At 70.4% G+C, this 26667-nt stretch carries 13 protein-coding genes and 1 pseudogene; 8 read left to right on the top strand and 6 right to left on the bottom strand.

The annotated features are described in order from the left end of the window. Positions 1-466: 466 nt before the first annotated feature. Together AC08OO_RS09760 and AC08OO_RS09765 are read right to left on the bottom strand one after the other, a co-directional pair. Entirely contained in the window at positions 467-826 is a 360-nt protein-coding gene (locus AC08OO_RS09760) for a serine integrase family protein (protein ID WP_085015407.1), read from the bottom strand. Then, complete coding sequence (locus AC08OO_RS09765; RefSeq protein WP_133057024.1) at positions 826-1122, bottom strand: hypothetical protein; 297 nt, start codon at positions 1120-1122, stop codon at positions 826-828. Before AC08OO_RS09765 ends, AC08OO_RS09760 begins: the two co-directional genes overlap by 1 nt. A gap of 625 nt (positions 1123-1747) precedes the next feature. Here AC08OO_RS09765 and AC08OO_RS09770 point away from each other — a divergent pair. Beyond that, on the top strand, positions 1748-1954 hold the full coding sequence (locus tag AC08OO_RS09770; protein ID WP_023841978.1) for a hypothetical protein: 207 nt from the start codon (positions 1748-1750) through the stop codon (positions 1952-1954). A 78-nt stretch (positions 1955-2032) separates the two neighbouring features. After that, a pseudogene (locus AC08OO_RS09775) lies at positions 2033-2605 on the top strand (SAM-dependent methyltransferase); the annotation flags it as partial. A 289-nt stretch (positions 2606-2894) separates the two neighbouring features. Here AC08OO_RS09775 and AC08OO_RS09780 read toward each other — a convergent pair. Next, the gene (locus tag AC08OO_RS09780; protein ID WP_476611157.1) at positions 2895-3440 is read right to left on the bottom strand and encodes a hypothetical protein; all 546 of its coding nucleotides are present in this window, start codon (positions 3438-3440) and stop codon (positions 2895-2897) included. 324 nt (positions 3441-3764) lie between these two features. Here AC08OO_RS09780 and AC08OO_RS09785 point away from each other — a divergent pair, with 324 nt between their 5' ends. Further along, a complete protein-coding gene (locus tag AC08OO_RS09785; protein ID WP_476611156.1) occupies positions 3765-5042 on the top strand; it encodes a hypothetical protein in 1278 nt (425 codons plus the stop codon). A 1-nt stretch (position 5043) separates the two neighbouring features. On the opposite strand, the gene AC08OO_RS09790 is transcribed toward AC08OO_RS09785, so the two are convergent. Beyond that, positions 5044-9600: an AAA domain-containing protein gene (locus tag AC08OO_RS09790; protein ID WP_476618433.1), complete on the bottom strand. Its 4557-nt coding sequence runs from the start codon at positions 9598-9600 to the stop codon at positions 5044-5046. A gap of 393 nt (positions 9601-9993) precedes the next feature. On the opposite strand from AC08OO_RS09790, the gene AC08OO_RS09795 reads away from it, so the two are divergent. From AC08OO_RS09795 to AC08OO_RS09815, 5 genes are all read left to right on the top strand, one after another. Further along, entirely contained in the window at positions 9994-10479 is a 486-nt protein-coding gene (locus tag AC08OO_RS09795) for a hypothetical protein (protein WP_476610668.1), read from the top strand. A 598-nt stretch (positions 10480-11077) separates the two neighbouring features. Next, complete coding sequence (locus AC08OO_RS09800; protein WP_476610667.1) at positions 11078-12415, top strand: ATP-dependent 6-phosphofructokinase; 1338 nt, start codon at positions 11078-11080, stop codon at positions 12413-12415. A gap of 351 nt (positions 12416-12766) precedes the next feature. Beyond that, positions 12767-18208 carry a DEAD/DEAH box helicase gene (locus tag AC08OO_RS09805; RefSeq protein WP_476610666.1) on the top strand — a complete coding sequence of 1814 codons (5442 nt, stop codon included), beginning with the start codon at positions 12767-12769 and terminating at the stop codon, positions 18206-18208. Then, the gene (locus tag AC08OO_RS09810; RefSeq protein WP_476610665.1) at positions 18208-21210 is read left to right on the top strand and encodes a helicase-related protein; all 3003 of its coding nucleotides are present in this window, start codon (positions 18208-18210) and stop codon (positions 21208-21210) included. Before AC08OO_RS09805 ends, AC08OO_RS09810 begins: the two co-directional genes overlap by 1 nt. Next, positions 21207-25529 carry an Eco57I restriction-modification methylase domain-containing protein gene (locus AC08OO_RS09815; RefSeq protein ID WP_476610664.1) on the top strand — a complete coding sequence of 1441 codons (4323 nt, stop codon included), beginning with the start codon at positions 21207-21209 and terminating at the stop codon, positions 25527-25529. Before AC08OO_RS09810 ends, AC08OO_RS09815 begins: the two co-directional genes overlap by 4 nt. Positions 25530-25624: 95 nt before the next feature. On the opposite strand, the gene AC08OO_RS09820 is transcribed toward AC08OO_RS09815, so the two are convergent. Beyond that, positions 25625-25828: a hypothetical protein gene (locus tag AC08OO_RS09820; RefSeq protein ID WP_476610663.1), complete on the bottom strand. Its 204-nt coding sequence runs from the start codon at positions 25826-25828 to the stop codon at positions 25625-25627. A 15-nt stretch (positions 25829-25843) separates the two neighbouring features. Beyond that, positions 25844-26667 (bottom strand): zeta toxin family protein (locus AC08OO_RS09825; protein WP_476618434.1); only part of this gene is annotated, 824 nt, incomplete at its 5' end.

The raw sequence follows: 26667 nt of genomic DNA on the forward strand, positions 1-26667 counted from the left end.
ACCCCGGCCGGAGCGTCGCCCCGTGGGCGCGTCGGCCCGTCGGCGCGTCGGAGCGTCAGACCCCCCGCCAGAGGGTCCGTGACGATCGGCGGTGAGAGTGCCGCTGGTCCGCGCCGGTGCTCCAGGAGCCGCGCGACGTCCGCGAGGACGGTGCCGTTGCTGGTTGTTGGGGCTCCGCCCCAAACCCCGGCCCTCACTCTGGAGGAGGGGGAGGGGCCGCGTACGTCCGCTGATCGCCTCCGCCGCCCGGACCCCCAAGGGGCTACGCCGGAACCTCCCAGCCGGGCAAGGGACGCGCCGCACCCAGCACGGTACGGGCCGTCGGCGCCCTTGCCCGGCCGGAAGAACCCGACGTAGGGCGCAGCCGCCCGACCGACGGAGGAGATCAGCTCAGCCCGGGGTCCGTGAAAGATCAAAAACCGGGTCGGGTGGCGTTGCAGCCACCCGACCCGATCCTGATCATTTCTTAGGTGAACAGCGAGTCGACGAGAGCGCAGCCCACCGGATCGCCCGTATCCACGCCGTCACGTACTGCAAGGACGCGGATCCCCGTGCGGCGCAGCATGCCCAGTACCGCCATCCGCCCCGCTTCAGTGGTGGCCAACCGGTCGATCGTGTCGACGACCACCAGGTCGTAGGCGCCGGAGTGGACGAGCCGGACGACCGCCGCCCACTCATGCAGCCTGTCAGCGGTCTGGTAGACCGTCCCACCGGCCTGCCAGGCCCGTGCCGAGCATGCCGCAGCGAACACCGCTCGCTGATCATCCCGCTCGGTCACGCTGACGTCCTGACGAACGAAGTTCAACGCCCGCGCCAGCCCCGGCATCACGCATCCTCGCCGGATGCGAGGCAAGCCGACACGCCGTCCGACGCCTCAAGCAGACCGAACCACACCGCATCAAGGACCGCGAGGCTGTTCGTACTCGTCACGACGCCGATCATCGCGGACAGGTCACGCAGCGCCGACGCCGCGGCGCGAGGTACGAGGTTCCCGGGCGGACCGGCAAGCGGACCGTCGTCCAGCTCAGCCGCCACCAATGCCAGCGCCTCACGCACCCTGACAATCAACTGATCAACGAGGTAGGCGCTCTGCCGCACCGGATCATCTGGCATAGTAAACATAGGTTCCGCTCCTGGTCTGGCAGGTTGTGGGACTCAGGCCCGGATCGGTGTTCCCGCACCGGTCGGGCCGCTTTCGTTGCTGTACCTACATCATCGCAAACTTTGTATAGGTTGTTGAAGGCCGGAAACGGCGAACGGCCGGCAACCCCAGGCGAGGTCACCGGCCGCCGCACGGTCGCGGGTCTTGCGTTACTCGCTCTTTGTGATCTCTCGCTCGTCTTCCGATCGGTTGCCGTGCCAGATGGACGCATACGTAGCCTGTACCGCCAGATCGGCCCACCAGGTAGCCGCCTCACGATCCGTGCTCATAGCGTCGACACAGACCCGCATGCCGCCCGGAAACACGAGTACCGGCCGACGGACCTGGAAACCCGGTATGACCGGCGGCATCTCGACTGCCGGAGGTTCCGCCGGATGCGCCATCAGCACCACACTAAGATCCGAACGCATGCTGTCCGGCAGCCGAGACTCACCATCTGAGATCATGGGCATAGGTCACGTTCCCTTCCAGGAGGGTGCGAGATCAAGGCCCTGGCGGAGAGGGTAGGAGCTCACCGCCAGGGCCGCCTATTGGGGCACCCCAAGATTAGCGAGATGCTTGGGGTGCCGCAATAGGCTGTAGCCCATGGGCGAGAACGACCTGTGGACGACGGGCGATATTGGACGACGCCTCGGCATCACGGCCGAGCGTGCCCGCCAGCTTTCCCACCGCCCAGACTTCCCCGCACCGCATATCGATCAAGGTACGGTCCGTCTCTGGCAACCCGCCGACGTCGAGACATGGATCACGCAGTACCGACCGGCAGCCGCCAAGAACCAGCCGCAGCCCTAGACCCCAGCCATGCCGAGTCGTTGCACTTAAGGAAGTGATCTAGGTCACATCTTTCGGTGTACCTCGCGAAGTTAGTGCACCGGCATCCCCACCAGCCCGAACCTGCACGAGATCGCCCAGGGCCTCGCCCCCGACACCCGGGTGGTTTACGTGGACAACGACCCGATCGTGCTCACCCACGCCCGCGCGTTGCTGACCAGCACCCCGCAGGGGCGCACCGCCTACCTCGACGCCGACCTGCGCGACCCTGACGGGATCCTCGCTGCCCCGCAGCTACACAGCACCCTTGACCTCACTCGGCCGATCGCCCTGTCCGTCGTCGCGATCTTCCATTTCATCCCCGACGCGGATGATCCCTACGGGATCGTGCGTCGGTTCCTCGACGCGTTGCCGTCGGGTAGCTACCTTGTCCTCACCCACGGCACCGGAGATTATGATCCGGACGCGGAACGGGCGGCGGAAGCCTACCGGCAGAAGGGGATTTCGGTGCAGCCCCGCAGCCGATCCGAAGTCGAACGTTTCTTCGACGGGTTGGAGCTGGTCGACCCCGGGGTTCAGGCCGTTCACCGCTGGCGGGCCGACGGCAGCGCCGTCGAGGAGCTGACCGAAGCGCGGGTCAGCATCTACGGCGGTGTTGCCCGCAAGCCGTAACACGCCATCCGGCAAGCAGAGCACTGATGCCCGGTGGCCTCGCCCAACCGGTCACAGCGCGGCGGTGGGACTGAGCCGGATCGCGGACAGCCTTTATGGTCCGCGTCGATGCCCATACAGTGAGCGCCTGATCAAACGTGTGCCCGGCTGGAGCGATCCCGCCTACGGCTGCGCAGATCGTCCTGTTCCGCGCGCACCCACCACGCCATCACGGCCGTCCGCCCGTGCCCGAGGAGTGAGAGGAGCAGAAGGCACGCCGCAGCGACCGGTCAACTGTCCCGGTCCCTGATCAGTCGTTGCCGCCTGTCGTGCGGCGGGTGCTGAGCAGGCGCTCTTCCAGCCAGGCCCATCCTTCGGGGCGACGGTGCCAGCGGTGCCAGTCCCACAGCACCCCGTGCACCCGCGGGCCCTGTTTGATGACCGCCAACACCGCGACGCGGGTGCCTTCGGAGACAACCATCTCGGGGAACTCGCGAACCGCGCCGTCGACGGTCCGGAACGATATGCCGCCGCTGCCGAACGGACCGGCGACCATGTCAGCCAGCTCCCCGACCGCTCCTTCGACGCGCGGGATCTCGACGGTCGCCGCCCCTCGACGGGGAACGTCACCGATCGCGACTAGCTCCCCCGTGTCGTGGAACCATTCCAGGTGCGCGACCCTCGACGCGAGGGCAGCAGCGACCGGGTCGGGCACCTGCCAGTTACCGAAATTGGTGATGAAACTGGTCGGGCGCCGCTCGTCGGCAGCGAGGAAGTCGTTGATCCCCCAGATCTCGACGTCCGCGCCTGCGACGGGCAGATGGGAAAGTGGTCCCCCACCGGTATTCGCGGTCACCCTGCCTCCTCACGGCGCCGTTGCTCGATCCTCAGTTTGCCAGTTGCCAAAGCACGTTCCGCGCCGCCCCTGCCGCGATGCGTTCCGGCCGGGTCGCGAGTCTGTTCTGGCGACCGTCGTAGGACGTCGTAGGACGCCGCCCGGCCCGAGACGCCACGGAGGACACCATCTTCGCCCGCTTCGACCAGGTGTCCGATGATGCCGCTGAGTGCCGGTTCTGCGCCGAGGTGTAGAAATGCGCTGTCTGCCCAGGACAGTCCCGGGGCGTACTCCTCGGCCGTGAAGGCGGTGGCGCGGCTGCCCCGGGCTCGGAATCGGGGGGTTATGCCGGACTCATCCGCTCTTGATGTCCTGATCGGGCTCGCGTTGCTCTTTGCCGCGTTCAGCCTCGCAGTCTCCCGGATCAACGAGGCCGTGCTCGCTCTGTTCCGCTACCGGGGGCGCCAGCTGGAGGCCGAGCTGCGACGGCTGCTCGGCGGTGACCGGCCCGCCGAACCGTCCGATCCGGGGGCGGACCCGCCCGCGGATCGGACGGACCTCGTCGCCGAACTGTTAGACGGGCCGCTTCGGGCCATGCGTGCCACTGGCCGCGACACCTCCCTGCCGGCCATGGCCGACCATCCGCCGGTTTCCGGGACCTGGGCCTCGGTGCGCCGCGCGCACACACTGCGGTTGCCGTCCTACCTGCCGTCCACCGCCTTCGCTCAGGCGCTGCTGGACCGGGTCGACCCGCCCGCCCGGGCCATGCTGTCCCAGCTCCGCCCGGACATCCTGCCTGACCACGTCCCCGACGAGGCCAGGGCCGCGTACCGGCGGGCCTACGACGGTGCCCGGCATGCCCTCGGGGAGAGGTCCGCCCAGGCCCTGTACGACGCGATGCCTGTGGATCACCCCACCGGGCGGGTCGTGGCCGCCGCGCTCGCCGCCGCCACCAGGGCCGGAGCCGTGGGAACGATGGAGGACGGGCTCGCCGCGATGCCCCCCTCCCCGGCGAAGACCGCGATGACCACAGCGATAGTCCAGGCCGGCGGGGACCGCGAGAAGGTCGTCATCGAGCTGGCCCGGTGGTACGACGACGCGATGGATCGCCTGTCCGGGTGGTACAAGCGGCGCATCGCCGTCTTCCTGCTCGGCTACGCGGTCCTGCTGTCCGTCCTGTTCAACCTCGACGCGATCGGGCTCGCGCGGGCGTTCTGGCAGGACGGCACCGTGCGGCAGGCGGCCGTGACCGCGGCCCAGGCCGAGGTGGGCTCATCCGGCGAGGCGGACGGGAGCTCCGCCGGGAGTTCCGCGGGGGATCCCGCCTCCGGCACCCGCCTCACCTCCGACCAGCCCATGGTGGGGGACGCCACGGAACAGGTGATCAAGACGGTGCGCGACGCCTCGGGGCTCGCCTTCCCGATCGGCTGGGTCCACAACTCCGCGGGCCGCGACGACCCACGGGAGGTTCCCGACTCCGTTGAGGGGTGGCTCCTGAAAATCGCCGGCATCGCGATCGCCTGCTTCGCGCTCACCGCCGGCGCCCCCTTCTGGTTCGACCTGCTCGGCAGACTGGTGAACATGCGCGCCACCGGCCCCAAACCCCGGGCCGCCAACGGATAGATCAGGGCCCTTCCGTCGGCGGGCCGGCTGGCGCCGGCACCGGCACCGGGTGGATGCCGAGCTGGTCGAGACGTCGCACCAGCGCGTCCAGGGTCGGCCGAGGATGCCGGTAGAACTCCGAGCCGCGGATCCGGAAGAACGTCCAGCCGAGCCGTTCCAGGATCCGCTGGCGGCGCAGATCCGCCTCCCACTGGTCGGGCCCGTGGAAACGGTCACCGTCGCATTCGACCGCGAGGCGGGGGCCGCGGCGCCCCACACCCCCGGCGGTGGCTCCTTCGGTGACGGCTTGCTCGGCGCTGGCTCGCGCGGTGGCGACCCCCTCGACGACCAGGTCGATCCGGTAGCGCCCGACCGGATGCTGGGGGCGCACCCGGTAGCCGCGGGCGAGGAGCTCGCGCAGGACGGCCCGTTCGAACTCGCTCTCGCAGCGATCGGCCAGATCCGCGTCGAGCCGTCCGGTCTGCCCGGCGTACATGTACTCGATCAGCTGGCGCCGCACATCGTCGTCGCGCAGCGTGGCCGGGTCGACGCTGTGGAACACCCACATCTGGTTGCGTGCGCGGCTCGCGGCCACGTTGACTCGTTGCTGGTCGCGGCGGCGGGTGGCGGCCGAGCGGTTGTCGTCCGCGACGACGGAGATGAAGATGACGTCCCGTTCGTCGCCCTGGAACTGGTACGGGTCGCCGACCCGCAGGTCGCGGCGGGAGAACTCGCGCTCCCCGAGTCGTTCGACCAGGGTGTGTTCGATGAGGCGGGGCTGGCCGGCGCCGAGCAGGGTGACCACGCCCATGCTCATCCCGTCGTAGGCCGGGTCGGCGCAGCAGGCGAGGACCCGCTCGACGAGGGCCTGCGCCTCCGCTGGGTTCGCGTCGCCGAAGCGGGTCTGCGACCGGGCGCCCCCGGGGACCCGGACGGGTCGCAGCGGCGCGCCGAGGGCGAGCTCCGGATCCTCCCGCAACGGCAGGATCTGCTGGTCGTAGAAGCGGTTGGAGAAGCCGATGATGTCGGGCAGGCAGCGGAAGTGCTCCTTGAGCACGATGGTGCGCGGGAAGACCCGGGCCGCGGTGTCGTAGAGACTCGCCTCCACGTCGAGCAGCGAACGCTGGGCGACGTCGGGCAGGTGCGCGTCGATCAGGGCATGCACCTTGGCCCGTTCGATGCCGACGGCCTCCGGGCTCGTCTGGGCGTCGTCGCCGACGACGACGGCCTTGCGGCCCAGGCTCAGCACGCCAAGGGCCAGTAGGTCGCACTGGCTGGACTCGTCCACGATGACCACGTCGAACAGGTCGTCGGCGCCCGGGTCGAAGCTCTCCATCACCCGGTGCGTCGGCATGATCCACACCGGCACGGCGCCCATCGCAGCCCGCATGTGGGCCCGGGCCTCGGCACGCCACCGCGGGGCGTACTTCCCGGTGCCCTTCCCGATCCGGTCGAGTGCCTGTACCCAGCCGGTCAGCGCCCGGCGCTGGGAGTCGCCGAGCCGCTCCGCCAGGCCCAGCCGGGCGGAGCGACGCGCAGTCTCCAGCACCAGGGCGCGCACGTGCCGCGAGGCGTCGGCGAGCTGACGGCCGAGCGTGGTGAGGTCGCCGTCGGAGTGCAGGTCGTCGAGCCAGGTCTGGGCCTGGCGCCAGCGCCACGCCTCGCTGGCCCGCACCGCCTCGCCGCAGCTCGACGGGTCACCCTGTCCGGTGAGGATGGCGTCGGTCCACAGTGGCGCGACCGCGCGCAGCCGGGCCGCCAGCCGGTCCCGGCGTTCCACGCCGGGGCGCAGCGCCGCCAGCCGGGCGCTCTCGTCGAGCAGCGCCGTCCAGGTCGCCAGGTCCCGCCTGGTCAGCGCCTCGTGCAGGTCGGCCCACACCCGGCCGGCCCGCGGGCTAAGGCCTCCCTCGGCGAGCGCCCGTTCTACCTCGGCGAGCGCGCCGGCGATCTCCTTCTCGCGCCGTCGGCCGGTCGCCGTGGCAAGCAGGCCGGCGAGGTGGTAAAGCGTCTCCGGGTCGGAAGGCGTCGTCGTGACGGGATGGTCGGTGGGATGGCCGGCGGGGAAGACAGCGCGCAGCCGGGCGGACAGCTCCGGTGCCGCCCGGCGTTCCCAGTCGACGGCGTCGGCGAGGCCGCCGACGACCGCGTCGAGCCGGGTGAGGACGTCGGGTGCCGCGGGCTCGATGGCCTCACCGCCGAGGGCGGCGGCGATCGCGGCCTGACGGGCGGCGGCGGCGGCCAGCGTCTGACGGCGGCGCACCTCTGCCTCGACGATTGCCACGTCATCCCCCGTGCGCGCGGCCAGCCCGTCGACGCGCACCGCGTCGTGCAGGTCCCGCAGCTCCCGTCCGCCGAGGCGGGGGATCCCCCGGCCGGTGGCGAAGCGGCCCCGCAGGTCGGCGAGCAGCCTCAGCTGGACCCGCGGGTCACCGGCGGGCAGCTCGATGGAACGGCCGAAGGTGAGAGTGGTCAGACGGCGCAGCTCGGCGACCTCGGCGGCGAGGGCCGTGGCCTGGTCGGCCCAGAACCTGGCCTGCTCACCCGACGCCGCGCACTGCGCCCGGGCGGTGGTGAGCCAGCCGACCGACAGCCGGCGCAGCCGGTCGGCGGCGGCCCGGGTGTCCTCGACCAGGGCACGGACGCCGTCGGCACCGTCGGCACCGTCGGCACCGTCGACGTCGAGCGCGTCGAGCGCGTCGACGGACAGGCCGGCCTGTTCGAGGTCGGCGAGCCCGGCGCGGATCTCGTCGAGTTCGTCGTGCAGCCGGCCGAGGGCGACCGCGCCCGGCAGCGACGCGCCGTCCGGCAGGTCGCCCGGCAGATTGCCCGCGGCGGCCCGGGCGTCGGCGGGGGTGATCTCGCGTGCGGTCCGGTAGAGCTCGGCGAGCTCGGCCGGGCCGAGCGGAAGCGCGCGGGTGGGGTCGAGCCGGTCGGGAACGAACCCGAGCTCCTCCGCGCGCTCGGCCAGCCAGCTCGCTACCTCCGGCGCGCGTTCCCGCCCGTGCGGCAGGTCGAACTCCCGCGCCTCGCCGGCCAGCAGGTCGATCATCCGCAGTTCGAGGGCGCGGGCGGTGGCGCGGGCGGCGTCCAGCTCCTCGGCGAGGGCCTTCACGGCCGCGGTCTCCCGCGCCGGGTCGACCTCGCTGACCGCCCCGGAGATCTCCACGACGGCGGCGCGCAGTTCGTCGAGGTCGGCCCGGCTCGACCCGAGCACGGCGACGGTCAGGTCGCGCAGCTCCCGCGGGATCTTGTCACGCAGCACCGCGAGGGCCTGTTCGTCCTGCGCGGTGACGAGCACCCGCTGCCCATGCGCCACGAGGTGGCAGATCATGTTCGCGATGGTGTGGCTCTTGCCGGTGCCGGGCGGCCCTTGCACGGTGACTCCGCGGGCGCCCGCGAGCTGCCGGGCGATCCGCTCCTGGTCGGCGTTCGTCGGCAGCGGCATCAGCAGGCGTTCACCGAGCCCCGCGGGGGAGCCGTCGTGACCGCGCCGGCCACGGCCTCGATCGGCGACGGCACCCTCGGGGAGGGTGCCGTCGGCCCGATCGTCCCCGCCGAGCGCGGCGGCGACGAGCCTGTCGTCGGCGACCACGGCGGCGATGGCCTCGGGGAGCAGGTCCCGTTCGGCGAGGGCGGTCCGCAGCTCCGCGTAGAACTGCGCCTGCAGGGCCGGCCGCGGCCGCACGTACACCGCCCAGGTGTCGACCAGGACGGGGCTCGGCCCCGGCGGGGGCACCGGACCGGTGGTCGCGCGGGCGTCCAGCCCGAGCGGCGCGAGGATCTGGCGGTGCAGCCCGGCCTGGGCCGGGGCGTCCCACGGATCGGCCGGTGCCGTCCGCAGCCGGTCGCGCAGGGCCGACATCTCGTCCAGACCGGGCAGGCCGAGGCCGTGCAGGGGCTCGGTCTCCAGGCTCACCGGACCGTCGGGATGCAGCCGGATGACCCCGGAGTCCGGATCGACCGTCAGCACCATGCGGGTGACGAGCAGCGGATGGATGATCGTCGCGTCGCCGACCCGCCAGCACAGCACCGAGTGCCCCCAGGCCAGCTCCACGGTCGCGGCCTCGCGCTGCAGCCGCAGGCGCAGGTCGAACAGGCGCTGGTAGAGGGCGCGCGCGTCGCGGGCGGCGCGTGCCTCGGGCGCCCACGGCCGCCACACCTGACGCACCCAGGCGTCGAGCAGGGCGACGGCGCCCGACGGAGCGTCCCGCTCCTCGCCCGGGACACCGGGAGGCTCGCGCTCCCCGGTCTGCTCGACGGCCTCCGCGTCCAGGAGATGGGCGGGCATGGTGGGTGGGGCGTCCGGGCTCACCACCGTCCCGGCCAGGTAGCGGTCGAGCGGGGGTGGCCAGCTCGGCGCGGCCGGCTGAAGTACCCGGGCGACCTCCAGCCAGCTCTCCCGCTGCGTTGTCGGGCCGAGCCGGACCCCCGGATGGGACGGGACGTCAGCCGGAAGGAGCGGAGCGGGGACGTACTCGGCGAGCTGGCGACGGGGGGCACCGCGCCGTTCGGCGGCGAGCGCGGCCAGGTAGTCCAGGAGCCGAAGCGACCGGCCACGGACCTGATCACGAGCGGACATCGGGCTCCTCGGCTGGCGGGCTGGGTCAGGGCGCGGCGGCGCGATGCCACCTGCCGCCCGCGCCTTCGCCTGATCGACCTTACGACCTGTCTCCGACACAATCGCCGGCTTCCGGCCTGTCCCGCCCGGACGGCCGCTCGGACCGCCGCTCGGACCGCCGCTCGGACCGCAGCCCGGGGACGCGCGGCGCGTTTCCGTCCGTGGCCGCACCTACGCCGGACGAGGCCGACGCCTGATCCACTACCAGGGACGCACGTGGGGCGGCGAACCGTCGGCGTGTCGATCCTGTCGTCTTCTGGACACGCATAGTGACCATCGGTACCGTCCGACGTCGTCTGGTCCGACGTCGTCCGGTCGGGCTGCGCCAAGTTGGGCTGCTGGGGGAGAGCCACCATGGGATTGCGTTCCGGCGGTGCCGCCGTGCTCACGAGCATGCTGGTTGTGCTGGCCGCGGTTCCGGTCGCGGCTTCGCGCCCCGCGGACGGCCCGTCGCGTTCCGTGGCGGAAAGCTCGCGTTCCATCGACGAGGCGCCGGAGCAGGTCTCGCTCCGTGCTTTCGACGGCGGCGTTGCCAGCGGTAATGATCTCAGCGGTAACTATCTCAGTGGTGGCGGTCCGGCCGGTGGTCACCTCGCGCTCGGCCACGGCGGCCGGGACGGGGACGGTGGCGGGGACCACGGCCGTGGTGATGGGGACTCCAGAGCGTCCGCTGGCACGGGTGCGCCTCGGTCCCCCGCCCCGGACAGGACCGGGACGGATCCCCGCGGGAACTCGCTTTCCTATACCGGTGGGCAGGTCAGCGTCCTTGCCGTCCTGGCGGCGCTGTTGCTCGGTGGGGGAGCCTTCTGGCGGCGCGCGCACCGGGCCGGGCTGTCCTGAGCGCGGTGACCTGCCGGCTGCCGGCCGGCGAATCTGGGGGACCTGAGCACAGTTTGCGGTCCCTGGACCGTGACGGGCTCCCCCAAATTCGGCCGCCGCGCGATGGTGGTCACTGCATGAGCTGACCGTCTACCGGACTTCGCGGCCGCCGACGTCGCGGGGCTTCCGGGTCCGGATCCGGGTCTGGTCTGGGTCCGGGTCTGGTCCGGATCCGGGTCTGGTCTGGTCTGGGTCCGGGTCTGGTCTGGTCTGGGTTATCCGGCTCGGACGGTCTGCCCGCATCGTCTGCCCGCATCGTCTGCCCGCATCGTCTGCCCGCATCGTCTGCCCGCATCGCCCGGAGGTGTCCGCCCGGGACAGGTCGGGACGGGGTCGGCAGGTTGTTACGCCGGTTTCGCGCCTATGAATCCATTGTTTCCGTCCGCAGGTTGCGGGTTATCCCGTCGACGGGGTCGTGGTGGGTGGTTTGGGTCGGTACTCTCGGAGTGGAGAAACCTAGGATGATCGGGGGCGTCCGTGCTCCTCTGGTCCAGGTAAGTATGAAGCGAAGTCACCAAGACTGATGTAGCGCCGATCGAGACGTGAGGGCCGGGTAACGGTGGGTGCACCAATACTGGTGGATAATGCCGATCTGGCGGTCAAGACCCTGGGGGTCTGCCGGATTGACTCCCCGCTCCTGCCGCTGCTGGGGGAGCGGCCGACGACGCAGCATTACATCGATGAGTCGGACAAGGTCCTCTACGACGACACCGCCCTGATGATCTCCTCGCGGGGTGTCGCGCTCGATGACCTGCCCGGATTCGAGCCGGCCGGGCCGCGCCGGAAGATCTACTTCGACCCGTCGAAGACCCGGGTGGGCATCGTCACCTGCGGTGGGCTCTGTCCCGGGTTGAACAACGTGATCCGCGGTCTGGTGCTGGAGCTGACCTCGCACTACCGGGTTCGGCGGATCTGCGGATTCCGCAACGGGTACCAGGGCTTCATCGCCCGCTACGGCCACGACGTCGTCGATCTCACCCCGGAAAGCGTCGCCAACATCGACGAGGACGGCGGGACGATCCTCGGCAGTTCCCGCGGCCAGCAGGATCCCGCCGAGATCGTCGACTGCCTCTCCCGGATGAACATCAACATCCTGTTCGTCATCGGCGGTGACGGCACCCTGCGCGGGGCCGGGCAGATCGCCCGGGAGGCCGAGACGCGCGGGGAGAAGATCGCCGTGGTCGGCATCCCGAAGACGATCGACAATGACATCCCCTACATCGACCAGAGCTTCGGCTTCCAGACGGCCTTCGGCAAGGCCGCGGAGTCCATCCGGGTCGCGCACGCCGAGGCGACGTCCGCGCCCGGCGGGCTCGGCGTGGTCCGGCTCATGGGCCGCCACTCGGGATTCATCGCCTGCTACGCGACGCTGGCGAAGAGTAACGCGGACGTGGTGCTCATCCCGGAGCTGCCGTTCAAGCTGGAGGGCGACGGCGGTCTGCTGAACTACGTGCGTCGCCGGGTGGCCGAGCGCGGCCACGCCGTCGTCGTCGCCGCCGAGGGTGCCGGCCAGGAGCTTGTCGTCGGCCAGCCGGAGAGCACCGACGCGTCCGGGAACCGCAAGCTGCACGACATCGGCCCGGAGCTCTCCCGTCGGATCAAGGAGTACTTCGACGCCGAGGGCATCGAGCTCAACCTGAAGTACATCGATCCCAGCTACGTGATCCGCAGTGTGCCGGCGAACCCGTACGACAGCGTCTACACGATCCGGCTCGCCCACGCGGCCGTGCACGCCGCGATGTCCGGCCGCACGGAGATGGTCGTCGGCCGCTGGCGGCGGCGGTTCATCCACATCCCGATCCCGCTCGCGATCAGCCAGCGCAACCAGGTCGACCCGGCCGGTGATCTGTGGATGTCCGTCCTCGAAGCGACCGGCCAGCCCCCCCGCTTCGAATAGCCGAGTAGCCAACCCCCTCTCTTGCCTTTCCAGAGGGATAAAAGGGACGTCGAAGCCTCTGGATAGGCAAGGTTCCCGGTGTGGCCGTGCGTGTCCACAAGGACGAATCGGGCTCGGGGCCTCTGGACAGACACCCACCGGAACAGCCCACGGTGTGCCGCGATCAGGTCAGGCCGGGTCGGGCCGGGTCAGGCGGCGGATCCACCAGAAGCAGAAGCCGGTCCGTCATGCCGGACGACGGGCGCCGATCACCGTAGGGTACGACGACAGACGCACCCGGCCCGCCGCGCCTGACCTGGATGTGCTGGCCGGACACTGTTCGGACCTGGTGGGTAGGAGGGCAGGGAGTACGTGGAGGTCTTCGAGACTCATCGGAGCCTGATCGAGGACTATGCGGCCTTCACCGACTCCCTCGTCGAGGTTCGCGACGAGAAGATCAAAGATTATCTCGAGCAGGAGCGGGCGGCGAAGGTCCGCTGGCCTGACCCGTGGATCTCGCTCAACCCTGCGTTCGCCTCCGGCGGCACGGTCGACGAACTGGTCGGCACGGGTCTGCTGCACCCCGACTGCGGCAGATTCTTCCGGGTCAAGAGGGATTCCGGCGATCCCGGCAGGCGGTCGCTGACGCTGTATCGGCACCAACGGGAAGCCATCGAGGCGGCCCGGGACGGCAGCAGCTATGTGCTCACCACCGGCACGGGATCCGGTAAAAGCCTTTCCTACATCGTGCCGGTCGTGGATTCCGTCCTCCGTGACCCCCGCCCGAACCGCATCTCGGCGATCGTGGTCTACCCCATGAACGCGCTGGCGAACAGCCAGCTCCACGAGTTGAAGAAGTATCTCGAATGGGGAATACCCGTGGATGGCCGGTCGGTCACCTTCGACCGGTACACCGGGCAGGACTTGGCCGAGTCCCGGCAGCGGATCCTGGATCGGCGTCCCGACATCCTGCTGACGAACTACGTGATGCTCGAGTACATCCTCACCCGGCCGCACGAGCGCCAGGCGCTGATCGGGGCAGCCGCCGGCCTTCGTTTCCTTGTCCTCGACGAACTACATACCTATCGCGGCCGTCAGGGTGCTGACGTCGCACTGCTCACCCGACGGCTGCGGGACGCGTGCGAAGCACCGGACATGCAGTGCGTCGGTACCTCGGCCACCATGTCCAGGAAGGCGTCCTTCGAGGAGATGCGCCGCGAGGTCGCCGTCGTGGCGGGTCGGTTGTTCGGCACGGAGGTTCGGCCCGACCGGGTCATCGGTGAGACGCTCGAACGCGCGACGGCGTGGCGACCGGTCAGTGACGTGGAGTTGCGGGCCCGGGTCATCGACGCCGAGCCGATGGATACCGAGCCCATAGATACCGAGCCGATGGATGCCGGACCGCCGGTGCGGGTCGGTGAGCAGGTACCGCTCGACCCAACCGGCGCGCCACCGCCGAGCGGGGGGCGGCCCCAGCCCTTTGCGCGGCTCGCGGGCGATCCGCTGGCGATCTGGGTCGAGGACACCTTCGGTCTGGCTCTCGGTCCCGGAGACCGGTTGGTGCGGGAGGACCCGACGACCCTGGCCGCTGCCGCCGAGAAGCTCGCCGAGCGGACGGGTCTGCCGGTGGAAACCTGTGCCGGCGCCATTCAGGCCATGCTCGTCGAGGGCGCGGCGGTGCGTCATCCGGAGCACGGCAGACCGTTGTTCGCCTTTCGTCTGCACCAGTTCCTCTCCAAGGGGGACACGGTCCACGTCAGCCTGGAACCGACGACGGTCCGGTATATCACCAGTCAATACCAGGTGAGTGTGCCCGGGTCGCGGGACAAGGTACTGCTGCCGCTGGCCTTCTGTCGTGAATGTGGCCAGGAATATCTCGTCGTCGCGCGCAGCAGGGACACCCCTCGCCGCTATACTCCCCGCCGGGAGTCGGCCGCGGTTGAAAGTGAAGTCGATCTCGGCTATCTCTATGTGAGCGAGGATCATCCCTGGCCCGCCGATCCCATCGCCGAGGGGTGTTTTCCGGACACCTGGTTCGACGCCGACGAGCACGGGCACTCGTTCGTCCTGCCGAGACTCGCCGATCAGGTGCCGCGCCGGGTCCGGGTGACGGCGGACGGCAGCGAGGTCGAGACGGACGGCGAGCGCGCCGTGTTCCTTCGTGACATGTCCGGTTCCGGGGCGTCCGGTTCCGGGGCGTCCGGTTCCGGGGCGTCCGAGCCGATGACGGCCTGGTTCATCCCGGCGCCGTTCCGGTTCTGCCTGCGCTGCCGGGTCTCGTACGAGCAGCTGCGGGCCCAGGACTTCGCCAAGCTGGCCTCGTTCGCAGCCGAGGGCCGCAGCTCGGCCGTGTCGTTGGTCAGCACCAGCATCGTGCGCAACCTGCGGCGCCAGAAGGCGTTGGACTCCCGGGCCAAGAAGCTGCTCACCTTCGTCGATAACCGCCAGGACGCGAGCCTGCAGGCCGGGCATCTCAACGACTTCGTGCAGGTCACCCAGCTACGCGGCGCGCTGTACCGGGCCGCGCGCGCGGCGGGCCCCGCCGGCCTGCGGTTCGACTCGGTTGCCGAGCGTGTTACCGATGCGCTGGACCTGCCGATGCGGTCGTTCTCCGCGATCGAGGAGCCGGTGTTCAGCCAGCGCGACAACGTGCTGCGGGCGCTGCGGGCGGCGATCGGGTACCGCGTCTACGCCGATCTCGAACGAGGTTGGCGGGTGACCATGCCGAACCTCGAGCAGACCGGCCTCATCACCTTCGACTACGTGGACCTGGACGAGATCGCCCAGCACCAGGCGTCGTGGGCGGCAACCCATGCCCTGCTGCGCGACGACGATCCCGAGCACCGGGCGCTGCTCGCCCGCATCCTGCTGGACGAGATGCGCCGGGCGCTCGCCGTCGACGTCGACGCCCTCACCCAGCCTGGCCACGAGCGCATCGTCCAGACATCCGACCATCTGCTACGCGGGGTCTGGGCGGTGCCGGGGGACGAGCCGCGGGTGCTCGAACGCACCGCCTATCCATTCCCGGGCGGCCGGGGAGGCATGCGGGACGCCGTACACGTCACCGGTCGTGGTGCGTTCGGCCGCTACCTGCGCCGACCGCACGAGTTCCCGCGCCACCGTGGCCGGATCCGGCTGGACGACGCCGAGGCCGTGATCCACGACCTGTTCACGGTGCTGGAGCGCCATGGCCTGATCGGGCAGGTGATGGTCACCGGGCCGGCCCGCGGTGGCGCGCGGGCTTACGCGCGGGCTCAACGGGGCCCGGCGGGCTACCGGGTGAAGGCGTCGGCGCTCATCTGGCGGGCCGGGAACGGTCGACGTGGCGCGGAGGACCCGCTGCGCCGCGTGGTCGACGACACCGTCGGCGCACGGGTCAACCCGTTCTTCCGCGATCTGTACTCGCACGCCGCCGCGGAGCTCGCCGGCATCGTCGCCCGCGAGCACACCGCCCAGGTCCGGGCCCAGCAGCGGCAGGACCGGGAGGAGGCGTTCCGCCGCGGGGGCGACCCGGCCGAGGGCGGGCTGCCCCTGCTCTACTGCTCGCCGACGATGGAGCTCGGCGTCGACATCGCGGACCTCAACGCCGTCATGATGCGCAACGTCCCCCCGACCCCGGCCAACTACGCGCAGCGTTCGGGCCGGGCCGGGCGCGGCGGCCAGCCGGCGCTCGTGACGACCTACTGTTCCACCGGCAGCGCGCACGACCAGTACTACTTCCGCCGGTCGAAGCTGATGGTCGCCGGTCGCGTGACCCTGCCCCGGCTCGACCTCGCGAACGAGGATCTGGTCCGTTCGCACGTACATGCCATCTGGCTCGCCGAGAGCGGCGCGAGCCTGCACCGCGGCCTCACCGACGTCCTCGATACCGCCGAGGGCCCACGCGGCGAGCTGCCATTGCCGATCCGGGAGGATCTCGCCGCTCACCTGGACGACCCCGCCGTGCGGGCCCGCACGGTGCGGCGGGCCGAGGCGGTGCTCGCCGAGGAGACGAAGAACAGCCCCTGGTGGTACGACCGGTGGATACCCGACGTCGTGAACGGGGCGTTCCTCGCGTTCGACGGAGCGTGCGACCGGTGGCGGGCGATGTACCGGCAGGCGATCGCCGACCAGCGGGAGCAGAACCGCCGGGTGCTCGACCGATCCACCCAGTCGAAGGCACGGGCGGCCGCGCGCCGACGTCGGTACGAGGCCGAGCAGCGCCTGTACCTGCTCACCAACGACTCCCCTGACCAGCAGCTCTTCAGTGATTTCTACTCCTACCGCTACCTCGCGTCCGAGGGTTTTCTGCCGGGTTATTCCTTCCCCCGGCTGCCGTTGGCCGCCTACATTCCCGGCAGCCGGCGGGGCGACGGGTCCTACATCCAACGGCCCCGGTTCATCGCGGTCGGCGAGTTCGGCCCGGGCGCGCTGATCTATCACGAGGGTGGGCGGTACCAGGTCACCAGCGTCCAGGTCCCAGGCTCGGAGCACGGCGTCCCCGGATCGGTGGCGACGATCGAGGCACGGCTGTGCGAGTCCTGCGGCTACTGGCATCATCGCGACGCGGCCGTGAACCGGTGCGAGGAGTGTGGCGTGGCGCTGGGCGGCGGCCGGGCCGGGCTCATGCACCTGCAGACGGTGACCACCACCCATCGCCGGCGGATCTCCTCCGACGAGGAGGAGCGCCGCCGGGCCGGTTTCGACCTGCTCACCACTTTCCGGTTCAGCCGGCACGGGGTCCGGCCGGGACGGCTCGCCGCGGACGTGCGCGGCCCGGATGGGGAGGATCTCGCCGAGTTCGTCTACGGCGATACCGCGACGATCCGGATCATCAACCAGGGCCTGCGGCGGCGGGCGGACAAGAACGACGTCGGCTACTGGCTCGACACCGTCAACGGCCGGTGGCTGAATGAGAGACGGGCCGGCGAGCTGCGGGCCGGGGATCTCACGGAGGAGGAATCCGGCCTCGACGAGTTCGCCGACGACCCGCGGGCCCGCAAGATCATCCCGTACGTGGAGGACCGGCGCAACATCGCCGTCGTCCGGCTCGCCCGGCCGGTCTCCGACGAGGTGGCGACCTCGGTGCGGTACGCGCTCGAACGCGGCATCGAAGCGCTGTTCCAGCTTGAGGACGCGGAGCTGGAGTCCCAGCGGCTGCCCGACCCGGACGGCCGGGGCCGGATGCTCTTCGTCGAGAGCGCGGAGGGCGGCGCGGGCGTGCTGCGCCGCCTGCATGACGAGCCGGAGGCACTGGCGGAGGTGGCGCAGGAGGCGCTGCGCATCGTCCATTTCGATCCGAAGACCGGGGCGGACACCGACCGGGCGCCGGGCGCGCGGGAACGCTGCGAACGGGGCTGCTACGACTGCCTGCTCTCCTACGGCAATCAGTCCGACCATACCGTCATCGATCGACATGCCGCGGTCGAGATCCTTCGTGCCCTGATGGCGGCCCGTACCGAGCCACGGCACGGCCACGCGGGCGGCGCAGAGGGGCACGCGGAGGCGTTGCGCGAGCGGGCGGGGTCGGGGTTGGAGCGGCAACTTGTAACATTCCTCCGCGAAGAGGGTTATCGGTTACCTGACGCGACGCAAATGCTTGTATCGGACGCGGCGGCGCGGCCGGACTTCGTTTACCGGCTGCCGTCGGGGGCGGTGGCCGTGTTCGTCGACGGTCCGCACCATGACGCCGCCGCCGCGGCCGCGCGGGACGCCGACGCCGAGGACCGGCTGGCCGACCTGGGGTGGCTGGTCGTCCGGTTCCGGTATGACGCGGAGTGGGGGAAGATCGTGGCGCACTACCCGAACGTGTTCGGCCCCGGGCGGCGCGGCTGATGGCGGCCGTCTCGACGCCGCGCCACCCCACCCCGGCCGGCGCCACCCCGGCCGGCGCCACCCCGGCCCGCGACTTCGAGCCGGGGTCGCTGGTGAAGGCCCGCGGGCGCGAATGGGTGGTCCTGCCCGGCGACGACCCGAATTTCCTCGTCGTGCGGCCGCTCGGTGGGGACGAGGAGTACGTCACCGGGCTGTTCCGGGACGAAGCGACGTCCGTGGGTTTCCCGCCGCCGGATCCGGCGGCGGCCGGCGACCACCGTTCCATCTCCATTCTGGCCACCGCGTTGCGGCTCGGCTTCACCGCGAGCGCCGGCCCGCTGCGCTCGCTCGCCGCCGTCGCGGTCACTCCCCGGCAGTACCAGCTCGTCCCGCTGCTCCTCGCGCTGCGCCAGGACCCGGTCCGCCTGCTCATCGGCGACGACGTCGGGATCGGCAAGACGGTGGAGGCGGCTCTCATCGCCAAGGAGCTGCTGGTGCAGGGGGACGCCACCGGGCTGACGGTGCTCTGCCCACCCGCGCTCGCCGAACAGTGGCGGGCGGAGCTGGCCGACAAGTTCGCCATCGAGGCCGAGCTGGTCCTGACGTCCACGGTCACCGGTCTGGAGCGCCGGGCGGGCGGAGTATCCATCTTCGAGCACTTCCCGTTCACGATCGTCTCGACGGACTTCATCAAGACGGATGAGCGCCGGACGCTGTTCGCGCGGTCCTGCCCGGACCTGGTGATCGTCGACGAGGCGCACACCTGCGTCCCGGCGGCCGGCAGCGTGTCCAGCAGCGCCGGACAGAAGCGTTACGACCTGCTGCGCGGCATCGCCGACCGTCCCACGAAACAGGGCCGCCCCCGCCACCTTCTGCTGGTCACCGCCACGCCCCACTCCGGTAAGCAGGACGCGTTCCGGGATCTGCTGAGCCTGCTCAGCCCGCGGCTCGCGCTGCTCGACCTGGACACCGTGCGTGGCCGGGATGAGCTCGCCCGGCACTTCGTGCAGCGCCGCCGCCGCGACATCCGCCGCTATCAAGGGCAGGACACCCCCTTCCCGGAGGATCGCCAGTACCGCGACGTGGGGTACCGGATGAGCGTGGCCTACTCCGGGTTCCACGAGGAGGTGCTCGCCTTCGCCCGGGAGACGGTCACGAATCCCGACGGGGAGCGGACCCGCCGGGTGCGGTGGTGGTCGGCGCTGGCCCTGCTGCGATCGGTGGCGTCCTCGCCGGCCGCGGCGGCGGCGACCTTCACCGCGCGGTCGGTCACCGCCGCCGCCGGATCGGCGGCCGAGGCAGACGCGCTGGGCCGCCCCGGCACCTACGATCTGATCGAAGCCGAGGCGATCGACGGGCTGGACGTCGCCCCCGGTGCGCTCGACGACACCCTCTCCGCCGGGGCGCGGGCGACACTCGCGAGGCTGGCCGGCCGGGCCAAGGAGCTGGAGCTGGCGGGGAAGGAGCACGACGCCAAGCTGACGACGCTGATCAAAGAGATCAAGGGTCTGCAGGCCGACGGGTACGACCCGATCGTGTTCTGCCGCTACATCCCGACGGCGGAATACATCGGCAGGCAGCTCACGGCGACGTTCGGGAAGAAGGCGACGGTCGAGACCGTCACCGGCGAGCTGCCCCACGCGGCGCGGGCCGCCCGCATCGAGAGGCTCACCGCCACCCCGGGCCGGCACATTCTCGTCGCTACCGACTGCCTGTCCGAGGGCATCAACCTCCAGGAGAGCTTCCAGGCGGTGATCCATTACGATCTGGCCTGGAATCCGACCCGTCATGAGCAGCGCGAGGGCCGGGTCGACCGGTTCGGCCAGCGGAAGTCGTACGTCCGCGCGGTCACCCTGTACGGCGCGGACAACGGCATCGATGGTCTCGTGCTGGACGTCCTGCTGCGCAAGCACCGCCGGATCGCCCGCGACACCGGGGTGACGGTCCCGGTTCCCGACAACGCCGAGAGCCTGCTCATCGCCATGCTCGAAGGGCTGGTCCTGCGCCGCAGGGACGGCGAGCAGCTCATCCTCGATCTCGACGTCGTCCGGACCGGCGACGAGGTGACCGACGAGTGGCACAGCGCCGCCAAGCGGGAGTCCCGGACGCTGACGAAGTACGCCCACAGCGGAGTCGACCTGGACGAGGTGCAGGGCGTGCTGGACGACGTGCGGGAAGCCCTCGGCAGCCAGGCCGACGTCCGCCGGTTTGTCCTGAACACCCTCGACGAGCTGGGCGTGAAGGTGGTTCCGACGGAGACCTCGGACGGTCTCGTCGCCGACGTGACCGGGCTGGACCCCCTTTACACCGACGCCCTGCGCGTGTCGCCGGGCGGCGCGGGCCGGCTGGTTCTGCACGACGACCTGCCGGTTCCGCCCGGCCATCGGGCCCTGGTGCGCACCGACCCGGCGGTCACGGGGCTCGCCCGCGCGGTGCTGGAGAAGGCGCTGGACGACCGGACCGGGGTGATCGCCCCGATGGATGATCCCGGGCCCGCGGGGGCGGGCGCTCCCGTGGACCCGGCGGGTGGTGCGGTGGACCCGGCGGGTGGTGCGGTGCGGCGCCCGCCGGGGGCGCGCTGCGGGGTGTTCCGCACCTCCGCGGTGGCCACGCGCACGGTGGTGCTCCTCGTGCGTTACCGGTTCCATCTGACGCTGCCCGGCGCGGCGAAGACCGTCGACACCGTGGCCGAGGACGCGCGCCTGGTCGGCTACCGTGGCCGCGGGGAGAACCGCGAGTGGCTGACGCCGTCCGACATCGACCGGTTGTTCGCCGTCGACCCGGAGAACGCCCTGCCCGAGTTCGTTCGCCGGCAGGCGCAACGCGCCATCACCGAGCTCGCCGACGTCGCGCCTGAGCTGGACGCGCAGGGCGAGCGGCTCGCCGAGGCGCTGCGCGAGGCCCACCTGCGGGCCCGGGAGGTCGCCGGGCTACGCCGCCGCCGCGGGCTCACCGTCACCCCGCACGACCGGGCCGACGTCCTCGGGGTCTACGTCTACCTGCCGGCCGGGGCCGGCTTATGACACTGAGAATTGGGGACGTCGAGCTCCTCTCCGTCAGCCTCGAAGGCAGCCTGTTCACCCGGGACCTGGTGCGGCGGGTCAGGGACGCCGACCCGGAACTCGCCGGCACGCGCGCCGAGGACTACCACCTGGCGGCCGGGGAACGGCTCGGCGATGCGGCCAGCCGCCACTGGGCGTACCTGCTCGGGGCGTACCGCACCTTCCGCGCGCGGCTCGCCGCCGAGGAGCGGTCGGTGACCGCGGGTGGGGCGGTGGGCGCGGCGACGGGCCCGGGGGCGACGGGGACCACGCTGACCCGTGAGCTGTGGTTGCAGGTCCTGTTGGGCGAGTTGGGCTACGGCCGCGTCGCGCACGTGCGCCACCTCGGCGAGGACGATGCCATCAGCCACGAGTGGCGGCACGTTCCCGTCCACCTCGCCGCCTGGAAGCGCGATCTGGACCAGCGGCTGGGGCCGGCGAAGAGCGACCGGGCCCCGCAGCGCATGATGCAGGCGTTCCTCAACCGGCACGACGACCGGCTGTGGGGGATCCTTTCCAACGGCCGGAAGCTGCGGATCCTGCGGGAGTCGGCGGCCCTGGTCGGCCACTCCTACCTGGAGTTCGATCTCGAAGCCATCTTCGACGGCGAGCTGTACTCCGATTTCGAGGTGCTCTTCGCCTTCGCGCACGCCTCGCGGTTCGAGGCGCCCGATCGGGCGGGCGCGGCGCCGAACCCGGCGGACTGCTGGCTGGAACGCTGGCACACTTATGCGGCGGCCGCGGGCATCGTCGCCGGGGACAAGCTGCGGGACAACGTCGTGCGGGCCATGGCGGAGCTGGGCACCGGTTTCCTGGAGGCCAACCCCGGGCTGCGCGTGATGCTGGCGGCCGGCCGCCAGCACGGCGGGATGACTCCCGACGAGTTCCGCCACGAGCTGCTCCGGCTCGTGTACCAGATGGTCTTCCTGTTCGTCATCGAGGACCGGGACGTGCTGCATCCCCAGCCTCCCGAGGAGAAACCGGACGAGACGGCGCGGCAGCGGGCCGACCGCAAGCGCCTCACGGATCAGATCATCGAGGGCCGGCGGCGGTACGCCTCCTACTTCTCCACCGCGCGGCTGCGCCGCATCGCCTCCCGGCGGCGTGGTGATCAGCATGGTGACCTGTGGCGCGGGCTCGTCCTGGTGCTGGAGGCCCTGGGCAGCGACGGCGGCCGGCCCGAGCTCGCCCTGCCGGCCCTCGGCGGGCTGTACTTCACGGGTGGCTCGGCGAACTTCACGGGTGGCTCGGCGACTGGGCGGGGCCGGTCCGGCGGGGCTGGTGCGGACGACCGCGAGACTCGCCCGAAAGACTGCGAGGCCGGTGCGGACGACCGCGAGACCGGTGCGGACGACCGCGACGCCCGTCCCGACGAGCTGCGCCGGCTCGAACTTCCCAACCGGCGGCTGCTCGCCGCGGTGAAGCTGCTCAGCCATGTCACGGATGACCGGGGCCGCCGGCAGCGGGTCGACTTCGCCCATCTGGGCGGGGCGGAGCTCGGCAGCGTCTACGAGTCGCTGCTGGAACTGGTGCCGGACCCGGATCTGCCGGCCCGGCGGTTCCGCCTCGCCGACGCGCCGGGCAACGAACGCAAGACCACCGGCTCCTATTTCACTCCGAACGCGCTCATCGACTCGCTGCTGAGGAGCGCGCTGGACCCCGTGATCGACCGGTACGCGGCATCCGGCGTTCCCGCGGACCTCCTGCGGATCACCGTGGTGGACCCGGCCTGCGGCTCCGGGCACTTCCTCGCCGCCGCCGCGCACCGGATCGCCCGCAGATACGCGATCATGGACCGGGGAGACGACGAACCGTCCCGGGCGGAGATTGTGAAGATCCTGCCCGAGGTCGTCGCGCGGTGCGTCTACGGGGTCGACATCAACCCGCTGGCGGTCGAGATCACCAAGTTCTCGCTGTGGCTGGCGTCCGTCGAGCCGAACCGCCCGCTCGCCTACCTCGACCATCACATCAAGGTCGGCAACGCCCTGCTCGGCGTGACCCCGACGCTGCTGGACGGGGGAATCCCCGACGCCGCCTTCAAGGCGTTCGGCGACGATGATGCCAGCCGGGTCAGGGCACTGCTGGCCGACAATCAGGGTGCTGTCTTCCTGGAGGCGCGGAAGTCCGCCGACATCAGTCACTTCGCCAACCTGCGCGGTCGGCAGGAGCTGCGTGAGATCATCGATCTGCGTGCACTGTCCCTGTCGGATGTCCGCGAGCAGGCGCGGCGGTACGAGGCCCTGGAGGCCATGCCCGAGCGCCGCCTCCACCTGCTGGCCGCCAACGCCTGGTGCGCCGCGTTCGTCTGGCCGAAGCCTGAGGGTGGGCCACCGGCGATCACGAATCAGCTCCTGTATCCGCTGATGGCTGGTTCGAAGGAGTTGTCACCGGAGCTGGCGAAGCTCCTGGACGACATCACGGACCGGTACCGTTTCTTCCATTGGCATCTGGAGTTCCCGGACGTCTTCCGCACGGATGACGATCCGGACGCTCCCGACGCGAACCCGGGCACCGGCTGGCGCGGCGGCTTCTCCTGCGTCCTGGGTAACCCGCCGTGGGAGCGGGTGAAGCTCCAGGAGAAGGAGTTCTTCGCGCACCGGGACGAGAAGATCGCCAAGGCCCCGAACAAGGCGGCCCGGCAGCGCCTGATCGACGCGCTGAAGGAGAGCGAGTTCGCCTCCGACCGTGCCCTGTACGCCGACTTCCAGGATCACCTGCGGGAGTCCGCCGGCTGGTCGCAACTGCTGCGGGACTCGGGCCGCTACCCGCTCACCGGCCGCGGCGACGTCAACACCTACGCCGTCTTCGCCGAGACGGCCCGGACCATCCTCGGCCCGCACGGTCGTGCCGGCCTGGTGCTGCCCACCGGCATCGCCACCGACGCCACCACCGCGCCGTTCTTCCAGGACGTCGTCGAGAAGGAGTCGCTCGCCGGGCTGGTGGAGTTCGAGAACGAGGAGTTCCTACTCAGCCGCGCGGTGGACCACCGAGTTCGGTTCTGCCTCCTGACTCTCGCCGGGCGTCAGGTCGGAGTCGACCGGGTGCCGTTCGCCTTCGGATCACGGCGGATGGTCGACGTGGCCGACCGGGCGTTCACCATGACACCGGCCGAGATCCGTCTCCTCAACCCGAACACCAGGACCGTCTCGATCTTCCGGTCCCCGCGAGACTCCCGTATCACCCTGGACATCTATCGCCGCGTACCGGTTCTCTGGCAGGATGCGCCGCCGTCGAACCCGTGGCGTGTCTCGTTCAAAGCCATGCTGCACATGGCCAACGATTCCAAATATTTCCACACCCGTAAGGACCTGGAGAAGGCCGGCTGGCATCTCGTCGGTAACGTCTTCACGCGAGGGTCGGGCGAGGACGCCGAGTACATGCTCCCGCTGATCGAGGCGAAGATGGTCCACCATTTTGACCATCGGTTGGGAACGTACGAGGGGCAGACCCAAGCTCAGGCGAACATGGGAACCCTGCCCCGGACGGCGCCCAAGCAGCACGCCGACCCGAACTTCGTCACGCTGCCACGCTACTGGGTCGCCGAGGAGAAGGTCGAGAAGAAGATCGGCGAGCGGTGGAACCGCGGCTGGCTGCTCGGCTGGCGCGACATCGCCCGCGCCTCCGACGAACGGACCCTGATCAGCGGCGCGATTCCGCGTTACGCCGTGGGAGACAAGTTCCTCCTCGCATTGCCATCCGAACGGGGAGCCCTTCTGCAGGCAAACTTCTCCATGTTCGTGCTCGATTACTGTGCCCGACAGAAATTCGCTGGCACCTCGTTCAAGTACTTTCTCATGAAGCAGCTTCCCGTGCTGCCGCCGGAGCGGTATGACGAGCCGGTGGGGTGGCTGGCGGGGGAGGCGTCGGCGCGGTGGATCGAGGCGCGGGTGCTGGAGCTGACGTACACCGCCTGGGACATGCGGCCCTTCGCCGAGGACCTGGGTGATCCCGGGCCGCCGTTCGTCTGGGACGAGGAACGCCGGTTCGAGCTGCGGGCGGAGCTGGATGCCGCCTACTTCCACCTCTACGGCGTTGACCGGGATGACGTCGGCTACATCCTGGACAGCTTCCGGGCCTTCCGGAACAACGATCCGGAGCGCTTCGAGCGGACGAAGGCCCGCATCCTCGCGATCTACGACGCGATGGCCGCCGCGGAGGCCGATGGACTCGCCTACGCCAGCCCGCTGGTTCCACCGGCCGGCCTCGGCCACCGCCATCCGGCCACTCCCGGCCACCCTCGCCGCCTTCGGCGCGCACAAGGCACGGAGCCACCTCCCGGCGACCAGCACGCCCTCTGGTAGCCGCGTCCCCGGATCTCTGCGTACGATCTCAGCGCCGATCTGACTTCACCCGATCCCGACGACTCTGTCGGGCCGCCAGGATCAGCCGCGAAGCCTCACAGGTCGGTATAGCGATCGACATACAGAGTGGGCTTCTTGTCGCCGAAGATGCGCTTGGTCTCCTCTTCTTCCTTCTCGCGCATCCGCTTCTTGACGGCCTCCCACTCCTCCGATGAGATTTCACGGGCATTCCTCATTGCTTCATTAAATTCTTTTCTGCGTCGAGTATTGTATTCTTCGTCGGTTTCATTGGTAGGCATTTCCCTGCCTCTTTTCTAGCTGTTCTTGCTGTACAGTGTGGTCGGTCCCGTCGCATTGGGGTTAAGGTCGGCCTTGGTTTGAAATTTCCGGTAGGCGTCCTGGTCGAGAATCTCCAGATCCCCGCCAAATTCTTTTGCCGCCATTTGCTTAGGTTTACTGTTCGTATCGAAGAGGAATGCGCTGTCGACCTTTTCTGCATAACTCTCGAAGCCCTGCGAGAAGCCGCGGTGCGCTTCAAGTTGGCGATCGACGGGAACGTAACGGCCGGACTGCTCGCCGCGAGCGGCGGCGCGTTCGACCGCGAGCTCCGGATCGGCACTCACCCCGAATAGGCGAACCTCGTATCCCTTCGCATGCGCGTCATCGATCAGCTTGATGGTCTTCTCCGGGTTGCCCAGAGTGCTGTCATAGATGATGTTCAAGCGGCGATCCATGGCTTGGCCGAGTACCGTCTTCGCAAGTGTACTGCTCTCCTCATGAACCACGTCGGCCGCGCGGGAATCGCCTGCCCGGGCGATGGTATTGAACTCCGGGATCTTCGTTTTGACGCCGTCTGGATCGAGGTGTACCGCGTTCTCGCCGTCGATCGTCCCGCGCTTGAGCAGGGTGTCCAACAGGTGGCCCTTGCCGGAGGCTCCGCCGCCGCCCATGAGGTCGAGGGTGGGGCTGCCCTGCTCCGGCGGCTTGGCATCGCCGATCACCTCCTTCACCAGATTCTCCCGGAAGGCGGCGCGTTCGGGGGTGTTGATGGTGTCCGTCGGGGTGAGGAGCGGATGGTCGTCCGGCAGAGTCCGCGGTGCCTCGCGGACGGCCCAGCGCTCCCGACCGGGGGCGGGCG

The sequence above is a fragment of the Frankia sp. CeCAU1 genome, from assembly GCF_977971845.1.